Annotated in this window: 14 protein-coding genes; all 14 read right to left on the bottom strand. The window is 72.0% G+C overall.

Translation table 11 applies throughout. From position 1 onward, the window contains the following. Positions 1-675: 675 nt before the first annotated feature. The 14 genes from LQK93_RS16190 to LQK93_RS16125 all read right to left on the bottom strand — a co-directional run bounded on the left by LQK93_RS16190 (position 676) and on the right by LQK93_RS16125 (position 16,611). Positions 676-1,923: a DivIVA domain-containing protein gene (locus tag LQK93_RS16190; RefSeq protein WP_374968799.1), complete on the bottom strand. Its 1,248-nt coding sequence runs from the start codon at positions 1,921-1,923 to the stop codon at positions 676-678. A gap of 107 nt (positions 1,924-2,030) precedes the next feature. Next, positions 2,031-2,315: a YggT family protein gene (locus LQK93_RS16185; RefSeq protein WP_343988902.1), complete on the bottom strand. Its 285-nt coding sequence runs from the start codon at positions 2,313-2,315 to the stop codon at positions 2,031-2,033. Positions 2,316-2,406: 91 nt separating this feature from the next. Beyond that, positions 2,407-2,886, bottom strand: coding sequence for a cell division protein SepF (locus LQK93_RS16180; RefSeq protein ID WP_374968798.1), 480 nt, complete (start codon positions 2,884-2,886; stop codon positions 2,407-2,409). Between the two features lie 40 nt (positions 2,887-2,926). Continuing rightward, positions 2,927-3,655, bottom strand: a complete 729-nt coding sequence (locus LQK93_RS16175) for a YggS family pyridoxal phosphate-dependent enzyme (RefSeq protein WP_374968797.1) — start codon at positions 3,653-3,655, stop codon at positions 2,927-2,929. Further along, positions 3,652-4,398 (bottom strand): polyphenol oxidase family protein, encoded by a 747-nt coding sequence (locus LQK93_RS16170; protein ID WP_374968796.1) that lies wholly within the window; start codon positions 4,396-4,398, stop codon positions 3,652-3,654. The genes LQK93_RS16175 and LQK93_RS16170 overlap by 4 nt, the downstream gene beginning before the upstream one ends. 157 nt (positions 4,399-4,555) lie before the next feature. Further along, on the bottom strand, positions 4,556-5,875 hold the full coding sequence (ftsZ, locus tag LQK93_RS16165; RefSeq protein WP_374968795.1) for a cell division protein FtsZ: 1,320 nt from the start codon (positions 5,873-5,875) through the stop codon (positions 4,556-4,558). Positions 5,876-6,292: 417 nt separating this feature from the next. After that, positions 6,293-7,066, bottom strand: a complete 774-nt coding sequence (locus LQK93_RS16160; protein ID WP_374968794.1) for a cell division protein FtsQ/DivIB — start codon at positions 7,064-7,066, stop codon at positions 6,293-6,295. Continuing rightward, positions 7,066-8,541, bottom strand: a complete 1,476-nt coding sequence (murC, locus tag LQK93_RS16155; RefSeq protein ID WP_374968793.1) for a UDP-N-acetylmuramate--L-alanine ligase — start codon at positions 8,539-8,541, stop codon at positions 7,066-7,068. The genes LQK93_RS16160 and murC overlap by 1 nt, the downstream gene beginning before the upstream one ends. Further along, entirely contained in the window at positions 8,538-9,650 is a 1,113-nt protein-coding gene (gene murG, locus LQK93_RS16150; protein ID WP_374968792.1) for an undecaprenyldiphospho-muramoylpentapeptide beta-N-acetylglucosaminyltransferase, read from the bottom strand. The genes murC and murG overlap by 4 nt, the downstream gene beginning before the upstream one ends. After that, entirely contained in the window at positions 9,647-10,939 is a 1,293-nt protein-coding gene (gene ftsW, locus LQK93_RS16145; protein ID WP_374968791.1) for a putative lipid II flippase FtsW, read from the bottom strand. Before ftsW ends, murG begins: the two co-directional genes overlap by 4 nt. Next, positions 10,936-12,426 carry a UDP-N-acetylmuramoyl-L-alanine--D-glutamate ligase gene (murD, locus tag LQK93_RS16140; protein WP_374968790.1) on the bottom strand — a complete coding sequence of 497 codons (1,491 nt, stop codon included), beginning with the start codon at positions 12,424-12,426 and terminating at the stop codon, positions 10,936-10,938. Before murD ends, ftsW begins: the two co-directional genes overlap by 4 nt. Continuing rightward, entirely contained in the window at positions 12,423-13,508 is a 1,086-nt protein-coding gene (mraY, locus tag LQK93_RS16135; protein ID WP_374968789.1) for a phospho-N-acetylmuramoyl-pentapeptide-transferase, read from the bottom strand. The genes murD and mraY overlap by 4 nt, the downstream gene beginning before the upstream one ends. Continuing rightward, positions 13,505-14,935 (bottom strand): UDP-N-acetylmuramoyl-tripeptide--D-alanyl-D-alanine ligase, encoded by a 1,431-nt coding sequence (gene murF / locus LQK93_RS16130; protein ID WP_374968788.1) that lies wholly within the window; start codon positions 14,933-14,935, stop codon positions 13,505-13,507. Before murF ends, mraY begins: the two co-directional genes overlap by 4 nt. Beyond that, on the bottom strand, positions 14,932-16,611 hold the full coding sequence (locus LQK93_RS16125; RefSeq protein WP_374968787.1) for a UDP-N-acetylmuramoyl-L-alanyl-D-glutamate--2,6-diaminopimelate ligase: 1,680 nt from the start codon (positions 16,609-16,611) through the stop codon (positions 14,932-14,934). The genes murF and LQK93_RS16125 overlap by 4 nt, the downstream gene beginning before the upstream one ends. Positions 16,612-16,618: the final 7 nt, after the last annotated feature.

Genomic DNA, 16,618 nt, shown 5'->3' with positions numbered 1-16,618 from the left:
CTGCTAGCGCTCATGGTGCCCGCGCTGGTCTTCTCCGCGCTGGCCTTTCGAGTGTTTGCGCTCTTTGCGACCGGCCGTTCCGCGTTCGCCGGGCCTGCCGTCGTCGCCTGGGCAGCCACCTTGCCGGATGCCCTGACCGCCGACCTCGTGGTCGACCCGCTGGTTCCCGCGACCGACTGCCTGCTCGTCGCCTTCTTCGTCGATCGGGTGTTCGGCTCCGAGGCTGCCTTGGTGGCAGATGCCGACTTGCTCGTCGTTCCCCTCAACGCCGCGCTCGGTGCCTTGCTGGTGGTGGTCGGCGTCTTCTTCACCGTCGATGACGCGGTGGCGGGCTTGCGTGCCACCGCACTGGACCTTCCTGCTGCCCCCTTCTCGGCAGCGGCAGTCTTCGTCGGCGTACCGGTCGGCGCCGTCTCGGCCGTGCCGGTCCTGGACGCACCTGCCCGGGCCGGCGTGGAGCGCTTGGCCGCAGCGCTCGGCGCCGCCGTCTTCTTCGCCATCAGACCCTCCGTCGTCACACCGTCGACGCTGACAAGTGGGGCCGACAATAAGCCTCGTGCGGGTCGCACACAAACGCGAAACGCAAATGCGGACCAAGTGTTCGCCCCTCGGTACACCGAAGGCCGCCCGGGTGCTCGTCCGGGCGGCCTCTGGTGCGTCTGTCGAAGTGGGTCCTCAGTCGTGGTTGCCCTCGCCGGCGCCGACGTGTGCCGGCTCCTGCGCGCTGCCGTCGAGGTCGTGCAGCTGGCTCTCGATGTAGGACTTGAGGTTGGAGCGGTAGTTCTTCTCGAAGCCGCGGAGCTCGGCGATCTTGCGGTCGAGCAGGCCCTTCTGCTTGTCGAGCTCCTCGAGCAGGGCGGCCTTCTTCTGCTGGGCCTCGGCGACCATGCCGGTGGCGCGCTCGCGGGCCTCCGTCAGCATCTCGTCCCGACGCGAGGTGGCCTCCGCGATCATCTGGTCACGCTGCGACGTCGCCTCGGCGATCATCTGCTCGCGCTGGGACGTGGCCTCGGCGATCATCTGGTCACGCTGCGCCGCGGCCTCGGCCGAGATCTGCTCCGCCTCCTTCGTCGCCTGCTCGTGGCGGCTCTGACCGGCGTTGACGAGCTCGTCGTGGCGGGCCTGGGCGGCTTCGATCATCTCGCGGTGACGGTTCTCGGCCTCGGAGATCAGCTCGTCGCGGCGGCTCTCACCGGCGGCGACGTGCTCGTCGTGCAGGCGCTGGGCGAGGGCGATGACGCCGGCTGCGTCGAGGTTGCCGGCCGGTGCGCCGGCCGGAGCCTCTGCGGCGGGAGCGGCCGCGGGTGCCTTGGCCGACTCCTTGCGGGTGCGGGCGGCCTCGGCCTGCGCGGTCTCGGCGTCCTGCGCGGCCCGGGCGGCGCGCTCCTCGGCGGCGCGGGCGTTCTCCTGCGCCTTTGCCAGCTGAGCCTCGGCGTCGGCGACCTGGGAGTTGAGGGCGTTCAGCTTGGCCTGGGCGTCGTCGAGGGCCTGCGAGTCGACGGCGGACTTGGCAGCGGCCTCGGCACGCTCGGCCTCGGCCTTGGCGCGCTCGATGCGCTCCTTGGCCACGCGCTCCGCGTTCTCGGCCTCCGCCTTCGCCTTGGCAGCGCGCTCGCTGGCGGCCTTGAAGGCGCGCTCCGCGTCCTGGATCTTGGCCGTGAGGCCGCCGAGCTTGGCCTCCTCGCCAGGGCGGGCGACAGCCGGCATGGCAGCCGTCGGCCCGTCGGCGCGGACGGCTGACTGGTTCTTGCTCGCGCGGCAGTCGTTGAGCTGCTTCAGGTAGTCGTCACGCTGCTCGATGAGCGAGCGCATCTCCGCCACGATCTCGTCGAGGAAGTCGTCAACGTCCCGCTCCTCGTAGCCACGGCGAAACTGCGTGGTCTGGAAGTGCTTGTTGAGCACCTGTTCCGGCGTTAGCGCCATGGGTCACCTCGATGCAGACGTAATGGTTCGGGTCAACGCTATCCAACGACTCCGGCGGCGACCAAAGCAACGCGCGGCCACCACCCGTGGGTCGAGGGACGAGAAGGTCAGAAGTAGTTGGGGACGTTCAGGGCCAAGGACGTCAGCAGCATCAGGACGAGGAAGCTGAGGTCGAGCCGGACGCCGCCGATGTTGGGCGACGGGATCACCTTGCGCAGGGCTCGTAGCGGCGGGTCCGTGACGGTGTAGACCGCCTCGGCCAGGACGAGGACGACCCCCGCCGGGCGCCAGGACCTGGCCAGCACCTGCACCCAGTCGAGGACGAATCGACCGATGAGCGCGATGAAGAAGGTGAAGACGACCACGCCGTAGATCGTCCAGAACACATCCATGGTGGTCAGTGTCCCTGATCTGCGCGCAGGAGTGAAACGCGGGCGGACACACCGGGCGTTCGTGAGCCTTGCTCGGGCAGGACCGCGGTCCTCAGCTCTGGTTGAAGAAGCCGCGGGCGGCCGCCGGGGCCTCCGGTTCGTCGGCCGAGATCTCGACGTGCGCCGGCGACAGCAGGAAGACCTTGGAGGTGACCCGCTCGATCGTGCCGTGCAGCCCGAAGACCAGGCCCGCGGCGAAGTCGACGAGACGCTTGGCGTCGGCGTCGTCCATGTCGCTGAGGTTCATGATGACCGGCACCTGGTCGCGGAACCACTCGCCGATGTTCTTGGCCTCGTTGTAGGTGCGCGGGTGGATCGTCGTGATGCGGTTGAGGGATCCGACCTCGACGTCGCGCACGACGGCGGCCACGGGTCGCTTGGTGGGCAGCTGGGTCACGGCCGCGGTGTGCTCGCTCTCGTCGTCGTAGCGCTCGGACTCGTCGTAGGCGTCGTAGTCGTCGTAACGGTCATGACGCTGGTCCTCCTCGCTGAGTCCGAGGTACACCATCGTCTTGCGCAGTGCCCCTGCCATGGCCAACTCCCAGAACGTCGAATTGTGATCCCGGCCGACGTTACAGAAGTGACGGGCGTGAACCGAGGATTGCGGTACCGACACGCAGGTGTGTCGCGCCGTGGCGCAGCCCCGCCTCCAGGTCCCCACTCATCCCCGCCGAGATCCAGTCCGCCTCCGGGTGCCGAGAGCGTATGCCGTCCGCCACCTCGCGCAGCCGCGCGAAGGAGTCGTCGGGGTCGGCTCCGAGCGGCGCGACCGCCATGACGCCGCGCAGGTCGAGCAGGTCCTCGGCGGCCACGGCGTCTGCGAGCGCGTCCAGGTGCTCGGGCAGTGCGCCACCCCGGGAGGTGTCCCCGTCGAGGCTGACCTGGAGCAGCACGAGGAGGCGACGGTCGCGGGTGTGGGCACCCCTCGCGAGGGCGGTCACCAGCCTGGGGCGGTCGACCGACTGCACGACGTCGGCATAGGCCGCCACGTGGCCGGCCTTGTTGCTCTGGAGCTGCCCGACGAAGTGGAGCAGGGGTTCGGGCTCACCGGTGGCCGAGAGGACTCGCCGGACCTCCCGGAACTTGTCGACCGCCTCCTGGTCGCGGTTCTCCCCGAAGTGGCGCACGCCGAGGCGGTGGAGCTGCAGGACGTCGGCGGCCGGGAAGAACTTCGTGACGACGACGAGCGTGACCTCGCCGGGATCCCGACCGGCGTCGGCGCAGCCCCGCTCGATGCGTTCGTGGACGGCGGCCAGGTTGTCGTGCAGCTGCTCCAGCCGCTCGTGCCCGTCGCCGGTCACGGGGCCACCGCTCGTCGCAGCACGAGCCCGGCGAACCGCCCCGTGCGGCCGTCGCGGCGGTACGAGTAGAGGTCACCGCTCTCGCGGGTGCAGCCGGGCACCCACTGCACGGTGACGTCGGCGGCCGCGAGCTGCTCGACCACACCGGCGGCCACGTCGATGGCGGGGGTCCCGGTCCAGGACCGTGCCGCGGCGCTGCGAGCCGCGCTGACGGCGGCAGTGGCCATCTCGTCGGGCACCTCGTAGCAGCGGCCGCACACCGACGGTCCGACGGTCGCGTGCACGCGCGTGGCCCCGAGGTCGCGCATCGCGGAGACGGCGCGCCCGATGATGCCGTCGACCATGCCCGGGCGGCCGGCGTGGACGGCACCGAGGACGCTCCCGTCGGCGTCGTGGAGCAGCACGGAGACACAGTCGGCGACGAGCACGGCGAGGGCCAGGTCGCGCTCGCGGGTGACGACCGCGTCGACCGCCGGCGCCTCGCCGTCCCACGGGCCGGCCACCTCGACGACGTCGCAGCCGTGAACCTGGTTCATGAAGACGATGCGCTCCCGCGGCAGGTCCACTGCGTGGGCCAGGGCCTTGCGGTTGGCCTCGACGTCGGCGGCGTCGTCGCCGACGTGGCCGCCGAGGTTCAGGCCGGCATACGCACCGCTCCCCCGCCCCGCCGAGCGACCCGTGAACCCCAGCTCCACGGGGGCTGCCCCGGGTCCGGACGTGAAGGTGCTGCGCCAGTAGAACACGGGGACAAACCTAACGCCCGGGTCCCTCGGGCCCGGACAGGCCGGGCGAGCATCGCGGGCCCGGCACGCCGACGGGCGGGAGACGCGCCTGCGCGTCTCCCGCCCGTGCGGTGAGGTCCTGCCGTTCTCGGCCGGCCGGACCGAGGCCGGCGCCGTCCTACTTGAGGAAGTCGGGGACGTCCAGCTCGTCACCCTCGTCGAAGGTGACCTGGCGCGGCGGCTGCTGCACCGGGTGCGACGGCTGGACCTGCTGCTGCTGGTGCTGTGGCTGCTGCTGGTACTGGGGCTGCTGGGCCGGCGCGGCGGGCTGCTGCGTGGGCAGCTGCTGGGCCGGACGCTGCACCGGCTGCTGCGGTGGGAGGGCGTGCTGCGGCTGCCCGTTGGAGTGCTGGGGCTGCGCCCCCGGGTGCGACGCCTGCTGGGGCGTCTGCTGCGGCGTGCTCGGTCGCTGCTGCGTCTGGGGGGCCTGCTGCTGCGAACGCCCGACCACGTGGCCGAGGGCCCGCTCGTCGTGCCGCTGGCTCGGGCCGCCGCCGTCGAAGCCGGCTGCGATGACGGTGACCCGGACCTCGTCGCCGAGGGCGTCGTCGATGACCGCGCCGAAGATGATGTTGGCCTCGGGGTGGGCCGCCTCCTGCACCAGGCGGGCGGCCTCGTTGATCTCGAACAGGCCGAGGTCCGAGCCACCCTGGATCGACAACAGCACGCCGTGGGCGCCGTCGATCGAGGCCTCGAGCAGCGGGCTGCTGATGGCGAGCTCGGCAGCCTGGACCGCGCGGTCCTCACCGCGGGCCGAGCCGATGCCCATGAGGGCGGAGCCGGCCCCCTGCATGACCGACTTGACGTCGGCGAAGTCGAGGTTGATGAGGCCGGGCGTGGTGATCAGGTCGGTGATGCCCTGGACACCGGAGAGCAGCACCTGGTCGGCCGAGCGGAACGCATCCATCATCGAGACGTTGCGGTCGCTGATCGACAGGAGCCGGTCGTTCGGGATGACGATCAGGGTGTCGACCTCCTCGCGGAGGCTGCCGATGCCCGACTCGGCCTGGTTGGCGCGGCGGCGACCCTCGAAGGTGAAGGGGCGGGTGACGACGCCGATCGTCAGGGCACCGAGACCGCGGGCGATGCGAGCCACGACGGGCGCCCCACCGGTGCCCGTGCCGCCGCCCTCGCCGGCGGTGACGAACACCATGTCGGCCCCCTTGAGGACCTCCTCGATCTCCTCGGCGTGGTCCTCGGCGGCCTTCTTGCCGACCTCGGGGTCGGCGCCGGCGCCGAGTCCGCGCGTGAGCTCGCGACCGACGTCGAGCTTGACGTCGGCGTCGCTCATGAGCAGCGCCTGGGCGTCGGTGTTGATGGCGATGAACTCGACGCCCTTGAGGCCGACCTCGATCATGCGATTGATGGCATTGACGCCGCCGCCGCCGATGCCGACGACCTTGATGACGGCCAAGTAGTTCTGCGGTGCTGCTGCCACGAGAGTGGGCCTTCCTGACTGGTGGTGCCGTGCTGCGGGTGGGCTGGGGACGGGCGGCGATGCTCTGCGCCCGGTGACGATGCGGTGACGAAGGTCTGGCTGGTGTGGCGGGTCTGGCTGGTCTGCTGAGGCTCTGGCTGGTGCGGCTCGCCCGGGCCTGTCAACCCTCAACCTTAAAGGTCGACCTAAAGGTTACAGTTTGGTCACGAACCAGTGCCCCGACGGTATGACGAGCCGTAGGGTCGATCAACCCACGGCGCGGCGTGTCGTCCCCGGGATTGCCCCGTTTCCGGAGGCGGTGCCCCAGCAGCAACATCCACACCATGGGCAACCCTGCGGACGCCGGGCCAAGCCTCCCATGCACCGAGAACCACCGGTATGTCGGGGTTGCACCTCGGAACGGCCGTCCCGACCGGCTCAACGCGTCACAGGAGAGGACGGCACGCTCACGTCGATCGTGGACCCCGGCTCGGGCAGCAGGATCCTCACCAGCTCGGCCTTGCGGGGTCCGTCGCCCGCGCCGCCCCAGACCACCGTCTTGCGCTGCTGACCCTTCGACCTGACGGTGAAGGAGACCTGGTCGGCCGTGGACACCGAGACACCGGACACCTCCCCACGCAGCGAGGGCTCGAGGGAGCGCAGGGCCTGGAGGGCGGCCTCCACCCCGGCCTTGGTGACCTGGGCGGCGCCGGAGCTGACCAGTGGCACGTCCTTCGGCGGCGCACCGACCGTGCGGAAGGCGACGCCGTCGCGATCCACGACGTCCACCTCACCTCGAGGGTTGCGGACGGCGAGCACGGCGACTCGCGGGGTCACGGTGATCACGACGGTGTCGGGCAGCGCTCGCGTGACCGTCGCCCTCCCCCAGGCCCTGTCGGCGAGGAGTCGCTGCTCTGCGGCACCGGTGTCGACCCGCAAAAGCGGACCGCCGAGAGGAACCGCGGCGACCGCGCGCACCCGACCCGCCGCCGCCGCCGGCACGCCGTGGACCTCGACCCTCGATGCCGTGAGGGCACTGCTGAACCACCCCAGCCAGACGACCAGGACGGCCACCAGCACGACCGCCGCGAGGACGGCGGCGACGAGTCGGGGCCTGCGCCGTGCGGCGGCCGCGCGACGCTCGAAACGGGTCCGTGACGACGCGAGCCCCCTGCCGGCCAGTCGCCGCCGCGCTCCACTCTGGTCGGTCATCACGGCTGCTCGCCCCCGAGGATGCGCAGCACCTCCGGGCCCACCATCGTCACGTCGCCGGCGCCCACCGTGAGGACGAGGTCACCGGGTCGCACGAGGGAGGCCACCTGCTCGGCCACCTCGGACCAGGACGGGACGTAGTGGACCTCGGCGCCCGGCCGTGCAGCCGAGACGGCGTCTGCCACCAGGTGCCCTGAGACGCCCGGCACGGGGTCCTCACGCGCGGCATAGACGTCCATGACCACGACGACGTCGGCGGGTGCGAGACCGGCACCGAGCTGCGCGGCGAAGTCGCGCGTGCGGCTGTAGAGGTGCGGCTGGAAGACCACGACGAGCCGACCACGGTCACCGACGAGCTCCTTGGCGGTCTCAACGACCGCCGTCACCTTCCCGGCGTTGTGGGCGTAGTCGTCGACGACGGTGACCCCGCCGGCCTCCCCCTTGGGCTCGAAGCGGCGCCGGGTCCCCGTGAAGGAGGCCAGTCCGGCGAGGACCCGCTCGGGCTCCTGCCCCAGGCCGTGCACCGCAGCGGCATACGCGGCCGCGGCGTCGAGGGCGTTGTGGCGGCCGGGCACTCCCAGTGTCATGCGTCGCTCGGTGCCTGCGTCGGACACGGTGGCCGAGGCCGTGACGCCGTCCTGCACGTAGGCGCGCAGGACGACATCGGCGGAGGCGTCGAAGCCGTAGGTGACCACGCGCGTGCCCGCCGCCCGCGCGCGCTCGGCCAGAGCCACCGCGCCCGGGTCGTCGGCGCAGGTCACGAGCAGGCCTCCGGACCGGATGGTCCCCACGAACGCGTCGTACGCCGCCTGCACAACGTTGAAGTTCGAGTAGAAGTCGAGGTGGTCCGGCTGCACGTTCGTGACCACGGCGACCTCGGGACGGTAGACGACGAAGGAGCCGTCGCTCTCGTCGGCCTCGACGACGAAGATGTCGTCCGCACCGTCATGGGCGTTGGTGCCGTGCCTGGCGAGCTCTCCCCCGACGGCGAAGGACGGGTCGAGGCCGCAGCCCTGCAGCGCCACCGTCAGCATCGAGGTGGTCGTGGTCTTGCCGTTGGCGCCGGCGACGGCAACGGGACGCCGTCCCTGCATGAGCGCCGCGAGGCCCTGCGCCCGGTGCAGCACCGGCACACCGCGCTCCCGCGCGGCGACCAGCTCGACGTTGTCGTCACGGATCGAGGAGCTCATCACCACCGCGTCGGCACGCTCCTGGTGGCCCTCGTGGAAGCCGACCCACACGCCGGCCCCCTCGCTCTCGAGCGCCTTGAGGACCGGCACGTCCTTGGCGTCGCTGCCGGTCACCCGGATCCCACGCGCCAGCATGATGCGGGCGACGCCCGACATGCCGGCGCCCCCGATCGCGAGGAAGTGCACCCGACCGAGCTCGCCGGCGCCCGGGACGGGAGCGCGGAAGTCGAAGCGCGCCGCGGCGAACGGGTCGTCGACGGTGGGGGTGCGCGGGGTCTGGCTCACGTGCGGTTCCTGTCTGCTGCCGCCCGGTCGACGAGGTCGGCGAGCGTCTCGTCGGCAGCAGGCTCTCCGAGTGCCCTGGCCGCGGCCGCCATCCGTGCGAGCCGGTCGGGGTCGGTGGCCAGCGGCACGAGCTCGGCGTCGATCCATTCAGGCGTGAAGGCTGCGTCGTCGACGAGGAGCCCGCCTCCGGCTGCCACGACCTCGGCGGCGTTGAGCCGCTGCTCGCCGTTGCCGACCGGCAGCGGGACGTAGACGGCGGGGAGGCCGACAGCCGTCAGCTCGCACACCGTGTTGGCGCCGGCGCGGGCCACGACAAGGTCGGCGGCGGCATACGCCAGCTCCATCCGGTCGGCGTAGGGGACGACGGCGTACGGGGCTCCCGACCCGGGCGGCGGCACGTCGAACTCCTTGCCGAGGCCGGTGACGTGGAGCACCTGCACTCCCCGGCTGCTCAGCTCGGCCACGCGGGCGCGGAAGGCCTCGTTGAGCCGCCGGGCGCCGAGGGAACCGCCGGTCACGAGGACCGTCGGCCACCGGCGGTCGAGGCCGAAGTGCTCGAGCGCCTCCCCACGCAGCGCCGCCCGGTCGAGCGTCGCGACCTCGCGCCGCAACGGCATGCCGATGCGCTGGGCACGGGGCAGGGAGGTGCTGGCGAAGGTCGTGGCCACGGCGTGGGCCCACCGTGCACCGAGGCGGTTGGCCAGCCCTGCAGTGGTGTTCTGCTCGTGGACGACGATCGGCACGTGGCGGCGTCGCGCCGCGAGGTAGGCGGGCGTGCTGACGTAGCCGCCGAAGCCGACGACGACCTCGGCTCCCGTCTCCTCGATGGCGGCGTCCGCCGCGTCGATCGCGGCCTTGAGCCGGGCGGGCAACCGGAGCAGGTCCGGGCTGGGGCGCCGTGGCAGCGGCACCTTGGGCACGAAGCGCAGGTCGTAGCCGCGCTCGGGGACCAGCCGGGCCTCGAGCCCCTCACGGGTGCCGAGCGCCGTGACGCGCACGTCGGGGTGGCGCCGTCGCAGGGCGTCGGCGAGGGCGAGGAGCGGCGACACGTGGCCGGCGCTCCCTCCCCCGGCGAGCAGGACGGAGGTGGGCGAGGACAGCGGGATCACCGACTTCTGCGACGTTGCGGCACGGAGCGCACCCGGGCGGGGAGCACCGCGAGGGACCTGCGGACGAGGCTGGGGCGCGCGTCGAGCAGCGCCTTGCACCCCGGCTCGTTGCGGGCGAAGGAGAGCAGGATGCCCAGGGCGACGAGGGTCGTCACGAGCGAGGACCCGCCGGACGAGACGAGCGGCAGCGGGACGCCGATGACCGGGAAGAGCCCGATGACGGCACCGATGTTGATGATCGCCTGGCCGAGCAGCCACGCCATGATGCCGAAGCCCGCCACGCGCACGAACCGGTCCTGGGTGCGGGTGACGAGCCGGAAGCAGGCCCACGCGAGGATGGCGAAGAGGGCCAGGACCATCAGGGTGCCGGGCAGGCCGAGCTCCTCGCCGATGATGGCGAAGATGAAGTCGTTGTGCGCCTCGGACAGCCAGGCCCACTTCTCCTTGGAGGCCCCGAGCCCCACGCCCCACCAGCCGCCGTCGGCGAGGGCGTACATGCCGTGCACCGACTGTCCGCACCAGCCGTCGGGGTCGGCCTGGCAGGCGGGGTTGAGCCAGTTGGCGATGCGGCTCGTGCGGTTGCTGCTGCCCGTCACCATCAGCGCGACGCCGACCAGGGCCAGACCACCGGCTACGGCGAACACGCGCTTCGGTGCGCCCGCGACGAGCAGCACGGAGGCGATGATGACCAGCAGGACCAGTGCTGTGCCGAGGTCGTGGCCGGCGAGGACGAGCCCGAGCACGACCAGCGCGATGGGTGCGAGGTAGGGCACGGCGACGTGCACGAGGTTGCCCATGCGCGAGGACTTGTTGGCGAAGATCACCGCACCCACCAGCACGAGCCCGAGCTTGGCGAACTCGGAGGGCTGGAACTGGATGGGGCCGACGGCGAGCCAGTTGCGGTTGCCGTTGACCGTCCGGCCGAGCGGGATGACCGCCGCGAGCAGCAGCACCGAGACGACGATGGTCGGCACCGCGAGTCGTTTCCACCACCCCACGTCCAGACGGCTGGCGAACGCCGCCACGGCCGCGCCGACCACGGCGAAGAGCAGCTGGCGGACGAAGACGGCGTAGGACGCCTCGTCGGCGAGCAGCGCCTCGACGCTGGAGGCGGAGAAGACCATGACGAGACCGAAGACCACGAGTGTCGAGGTGACCCCGAGGATGAGGTAGTACGTCGTCAGCGGCGACTCGAGCTTGCCGATGACCGGCAGGGACCGGCGACCGTCGGGGCTGGCCGCCGTTCCGGAGGCCGAGGTCGCCGACGTGCCCGAGGTCGTCGTGCTCACTCCAGCCCTCCGTGCGCCTCCAGGTGCCGCCGGACCGCCTCCTCGAAGGCGTCGCCGCGAGCCCCGTAGTTGGTGAACATGTCCATCGAGGCCGCAGCGGGGGCGAGCAGCACGACGTCGCCCGGCTCGGCCAGGCGGGCGGCCTCCCTGACGACGCGGTCCATGACCCCAGTGTCCGTCTCGGCCAGGTCGACGACCGGCACATCCGGGGCGTGTCGGGAAAGGGCCTGGGCGATCTGGTCCCGGTCGGCTCCGAGCAGCACCACGCCGCGCAGCCGCGAGGCCATCTCCTCCACGAGGCTGTCGACGTCGGCCCCCTTGAGCAGGCCGCCCGCGACCCAGACGACCGAGTCGAAGGAGCGGATCGCCGCGGCGGCCGCGTGCGGGTTGGTGGCCTTCGAGTCGTTGACGAAGCGGACGCCCTTGACGGTCGCGATCTCGGAGATGCGGTGCCGGTCCGGACGGAAGGCACGCAGGCCGTCGCGGACCGCGATGGGACCCACGCCGTACGCGCGGGCGAGCGCGGCGGCGGCGAGGGCGTTGGCGACGTAGTGCGGCGCGACCGAGGGGGCGTCGCCCTGCAGGTCGGCGATGGTGCACAGCTCGGCGGCCGAGCGCTGCCGCTGCTCCACGAAGGCCCGGTCGGCGAGGACGTCCTCGACGACCCCCACCATCGAGGGCGCCGGGATGCCGGTGGTGAAGCCGATGGCGCGGCACCCCTCGACGACGTTGGCCTCCATGACCAGCTGCTCGGTCTGGATGTCGGCGACGTTGTAGATGCAGGCCAGGTGGGTGTTCTCGTAGATCTTGCCCTTTGCGCGGAGGTACTCGGCGTAGCTGCCGTGCCAGTCGATGTGGTCCGGTGCGACGTTGAGCACGGCGGAGGCGACGGCGGACACCGAGCGCTGCCAGTGCAGCTGGAAGCTCGACAGCTCGACCGCGAGGACGTCGTAGGGCTCGGGGTGGAGCACGGCCTCGAGCAGCGGCGTGCCGACGTTGCCGGCCGAGGTGGCGCGCAGGCCGGCGTGCCGCAGGATCGAGGCGAGCATGTTGACCGTGGTCGTCTTGCCGTTGGTGCCGGTGACGGTCAGCCAGGGCGCGGCCCCCTCCTGGGCGCGCATGCGCCAGGCGAGCTCCACCTCGCCCCAGACGGGTATGCCGGCCGCTGCGGCCGCCAGCATGAGCGGGTCGTGGGGCGGGACCCCGGGAGAGGTGACGACGAGCTCGGTGCCGGGCGGGGGCGTCACGACGTGCGCGGGCCCGAGGCGTACGTCGACGTCGAGGATCTCGAGGATGGTCGCGCGCTCGCGGATGGCGTCGGTCTCGTCGCGCGAGACCGCGACGACGTGGGCGCCCCGCTCGGCCAGGGCGTCGGCGGCCGCGAAGCCGGACACCCCCAGGCCGACGACGAGCACGTGCAGGCCCGACCAGTCGGCGTCGCGGTGGGTCAGCCCCTCGCGGGGCTCGTAGAGCGGGTCGAAGCTCACTGCGACCCCACCACCCACTCGGCGTAGAAGACACCGAGGCCGAAGGCTGCGAAGAGGCCGCCGATGATCCAGAACCTCACCACGACGGTCACCTCGTTCCACCCGACCATCTCGAAGTGATGGTGCAACGGTGCCATTCGCAGCACCCGTTTGCCAGTGGTCTTGAACGAGGCCACCTGTGCGACGACCGAGAGCGTCTCGAGGACGAACATGCCGCCGAGGATGATCAGGAGCAGCTCGGTGTGGGTCATGATCGCGAGCCCGGCGAGGGCGCCCCCCAGCGCCAGCGAACCGGTGTCGCCCATGAAGATCTTGGCCGGGGTGGCGTTCCACCAGAGGAAGCCGAAGCAGGCGCCCATGCCGGCCGCCGCGACGAGCGCGAGGTCGTGCGAGTCGCGCACCTCGTAGCACTTGATGCCCGGGTTGGTCTGGCAGTTCTGGTTGAAGGTCCAGATGCTGATGAGGACGTAGGCGCCGAAGACCATCGTCGACACACCCGTCGCCAGCCCGTCCAGCCCGTCGGTGAGGTTCACGCCGTTGGAGGCGCCGGCGATCATGACGTTGGCGAAGATGACGAAGAGGATCACGCCGACGACGGTGCTGCCGCCGAGCGCCAGGCTGATGTTCGTGTCGCGCACGAACGAGACGAGCAGCGAGGCCGGCGTGCGGAACTGGTCGTTCGGGAACTGCAGCGCCAGTCCCGCGAAGATGATCCCGACGAGTGCCTGCCCGACCAGCTTCTGTTTGGAGCGCAGCCCGAGGCTGCGCTGCTTGCTGATCTTGATGAAGTCGTCGAGGAAGCCGACGAAGCCGAGGCCAGCGGCGAGGAACAGCACGAGCAGCCCGCTGGCCGTGGGCGGGTTGAGGGTGAAGAGGTGGGAGAGGAAGTATGCGCCGAGCATGGCCGCGATGATGACCGCGCCCCCCATGGTCGGCGTGCCGCGCTTGGTGTGGTGGGAGGTCGGCCCGTCGTCGCGGATGAACTGGCCGTAGCCCCGCTTGACGAGGAACTTGATGAACAGCGGCGTGCCGAACAGGGACAGGAGCAGCGAGAAGGACGCTGCGAGCAGGACACCCTTCACCGCGTGACCACCTGGGCGTCGGAGGCCGTGCCGGGCGTGGGCAGCGCCGGTCCCCTGTCCGCGCCATCGGCGGCCAGCCGGTCGCCGAGCCACCGGAGCCCGCTGTCCCGGCTGGACTTGAGCAGCACGAGGTCGCCGCTGCGCAGGCGTGCGGAGAGCAGCCGGTGCGCGGCGTCGATGTCGGGCACCCACTCGGCGCCGGGGAAGGCGTCGGCGAGCGGTCGGGCACCCTCGCCCACGGCCACGAGGTGGTCGAGCGCGAGCGACGCGGCATACGCCCCCACGGAGGCGTGCTCCGCGTCGCTGTCGGCGCCGAGCTCCAGCATCCCGCCGAGCACGGCCCAGCGCTCCCCTGTCACGTGCATCGCGACGACGGCGTCGAGGGCCGCGCGCATGGAGTGCGGGTTGGCGTTGTACGCGTCGTTCACGACGACGACGCCGTCGGGCCGGTCGGTGATCTCCATCCGCCACCGGCTCACCGCCTCGGCGGCGGACAGGCCCGCGACCACCTGGTCGAGCGACAGCCCCAGCTCGAGGGCAACCGCAGCCACGGCGAGGGAGTTGCCGACGTGGTGGGCACCGCTCTGCCGCAACGAGACACGGGCGCGGCCCTTCGGGCAGACGAGGGTGTATGCGGCCCTGCCGCGCTCGTCGAGTGAGACGTCCTCGGCGCGCACGTCGGCCTCGGGGGCCAGCCCCACGAGCTGCACCCTCGAGCGGAGGCCGGAGGCCATGGCGGCCACGAGCGGGTCGTCGGCGTTGAGGACGGACAGGCCCTCGGCCGGGACGGCTCGCGGGAGCTCGGCCTTGGCGCTCGCGATGTTCTCGCGGGAGCCGAACTCGCCGAGGTGGGCGCTCCCGACGTTGAGGACGATGGCGACCTGGGGTGGGGCGATGCGCGTGAGGTAGTCGATGTGCCCGACCCCGCGGGCGCCCATCTCGGCGACCAGGAAGCGGGTCGTCTCGGTGACCCGGCAGACGGTCAGGGGCACGCCGATCTCGCCGTTGAGGGAGTTGACCGGTGCGACGGTCTCGGCCACGGACGACAGCACGGACGCGAGCAGGTCCTTGACGCTCGTCTTGCCGGACGATCCGGTGATCCCGACGACGCGCAGCTCCGGTGCACGGTCGACGACGCCGCGAGCGACCTGGCCGAAGGCGGTCTGGACGTCCTCGACGACCACACACGGCACGTCCGCCACCACCCGCGAGGTCAGGGCCGCCACGGCACCGGACTGCACGGCCGCGGCGACGAAGTCGTGGCCGTCGGCGACCTCGCCGACGCGGGCCACGTAGAGGCTGCCGGGGACGCACTCGCGCGAGTCGGTCGTCACGGTGCCCTCGACGACGACGGCGTCGGGGTGCTCCGTGCCGTGCACCACCCCACCGGTCAGGTCGCGGACCTCCGCGAGCGTCATGGGGATCACGACGTCACCTCCACGTCCGTCGTCGAGCTGACGGCTGCGAGGGCGGCGCGCACGGCGTCGCGGTCGTCGAACGGGTGCTTCACTCCGTGGATCTCCTGACCCTTCTCGTGCCCCTTGCCGAGCACCACGACGGTGTCGACGGGACGGTCCTTGCCGGCGGCGACCACCGCGAGGGCGATGGCCTCGGTGATGGCGTTCGAGCGCCTGCCGCCGTCGATGATCTCGTGTGCCCGCGCTGCTCCCGACTCGACCTCTTCTCGGGCCCCTGCGACCACTGCGGCGCGGATCTCGGCGGGGTCCTCCGACCGGGGGTTGTCGTCGGTGACGACGACGACGTCGGCCTGCCGGGCGGCCGCGGCACCCATGGCGGGGCGCTTGCCGCGGTCGCGGTCACCCCCGGCACCGAGCACAGCGATGAGACGTCCCGGGGTCGAGGGCCGCAGGGCGGCGAGGGCGGCGTCGACGGCGTCGGGCGTGTGGGCGAAGTCCACGATGCACCGCGGTCCCTCGGGGCCGCCGGGAGAGACGACCTCCATCCGCCCGGGCACCTCCGGCGCCACGGCCATGGCGGCCTCCACGTCGGCGGCCTCGAGGCCGAGCGACAGCAGTGCGAGGGCCGCCAGCGCGGTGTTGGCGACGTTGAAGTCGCCGGGCAGGTGCGAGACGAGCGACAGCTCCGCGCTGCCGGAGCTGTGGCGCAGCGTGAACGCGCCTGCCGTGCCGGCCTCGACGACCCAGTCAGCGGCGAGGGGGGCGTCCGCGCCCTCGGGCGCCACGGCGAGCGTCGTCGTGGAGAGCGTCGTCGTGGGGACGGTCGCCTCTCGGGCAAGCCTCCGGCCCCAGTCGTCGTCGACGCAGACGACGGCCCGGCGCGCTCGCCCGGGGGTGAACAGGGACGCCTTGGCGGCGAAGTACTCGTCCATCGACGGGTGGAAGTCGAGGTGGTCCTGCGAGAGGTTCGTGAAGAGCGCGACGTCGTAGACGACTCCGTCGACGCGGTGCAGCTGCAGCGCGTGGCTGGAGACCTCCATGACGCACGCGTCCAGCCCCCGCTCGCGCATCAGCGCGAGCAGGGCGTGCAGGTCGGTGGCCTCGGGCGTGGTGCGCTCCGACTCGATGCGCTCGTCGCCGATGCGGGTCTCGACCGTCCCGATGAGGCCGGTGCGCTGGCCGTGGGCGCGCAGTGCCGACTCGACGAGGTAGGCGGTCGTGGTCTTCCCGTTGGTGCCGGTGACCCCGATCATCGTGAGGTCGCGGGAGGGGTCGCCGTAGATGTGCGCCGCGAGGTCGCCCAGCACTCCGCGAGGGTCCTCCGCGACGAGCACGGGCACCGAGGCGATGCGGGCACGGGCGAGGGCGCTCGTGCGTCCCGGCTCGCTGAGCTGCGCCCACCCGTCTGCGTCGGTCAGCAGTGCCACGGCCCCCGCAGCTACGGCGCTCTCAGCGAAGTGGGCACCGTGGACGTTGAAGCCCGGGAGGGCGGCATACAGGTCGCCGGGCATCACGGCACGGCTGTCGAGGGTCACGCCGGTGACCAGCACGTCGGAGAGGTCGGGGTGCGCGTGGGCGGGGCCGGCCGGGTCGGTGACGAGCACGCGCGTGCCCTCCCCCGTCCAGGAGGTCAGGTCGCGAAGGCGCACACCCGACGTGGCGGGTCGTAGAGGGGAAGGTGACACGTCATCC

The sequence above is a fragment of the Terrabacter sp. BE26 genome, assembly GCF_041941675.1.
Lineage (GTDB): Bacteria > Actinomycetota > Actinomycetes > Actinomycetales > Dermatophilaceae > Terrabacter.
Note: the sequence above shows the minus strand (reverse complement) of the source record. Positions and strands in the feature narration are given on the sequence as shown.

Bases quoted from the DNA above. Each gene is read 5' to 3' on its own strand.
- LQK93_RS16160 (WP_374968794.1), bottom strand. From the start codon at position 7,066: ATGACCGACCAGAGTGGAGCGCGGCGGCGACTGGCCGGCAGGGGGCTC.
- LQK93_RS16190 (WP_374968799.1), bottom strand. From the start codon at position 1,923: ATGGCGCTAACGCCGGAACAGGTGCTCAACAAGCACTTCCAGACCACG.
- LQK93_RS16180 (WP_374968798.1), bottom strand. From the start codon at position 2,886: ATGGCAGGGGCACTGCGCAAGACGATGGTGTACCTCGGACTCAGCGAG.
- LQK93_RS16185 (WP_343988902.1), bottom strand. From the start codon at position 2,315: ATGGATGTGTTCTGGACGATCTACGGCGTGGTCGTCTTCACCTTCTTC.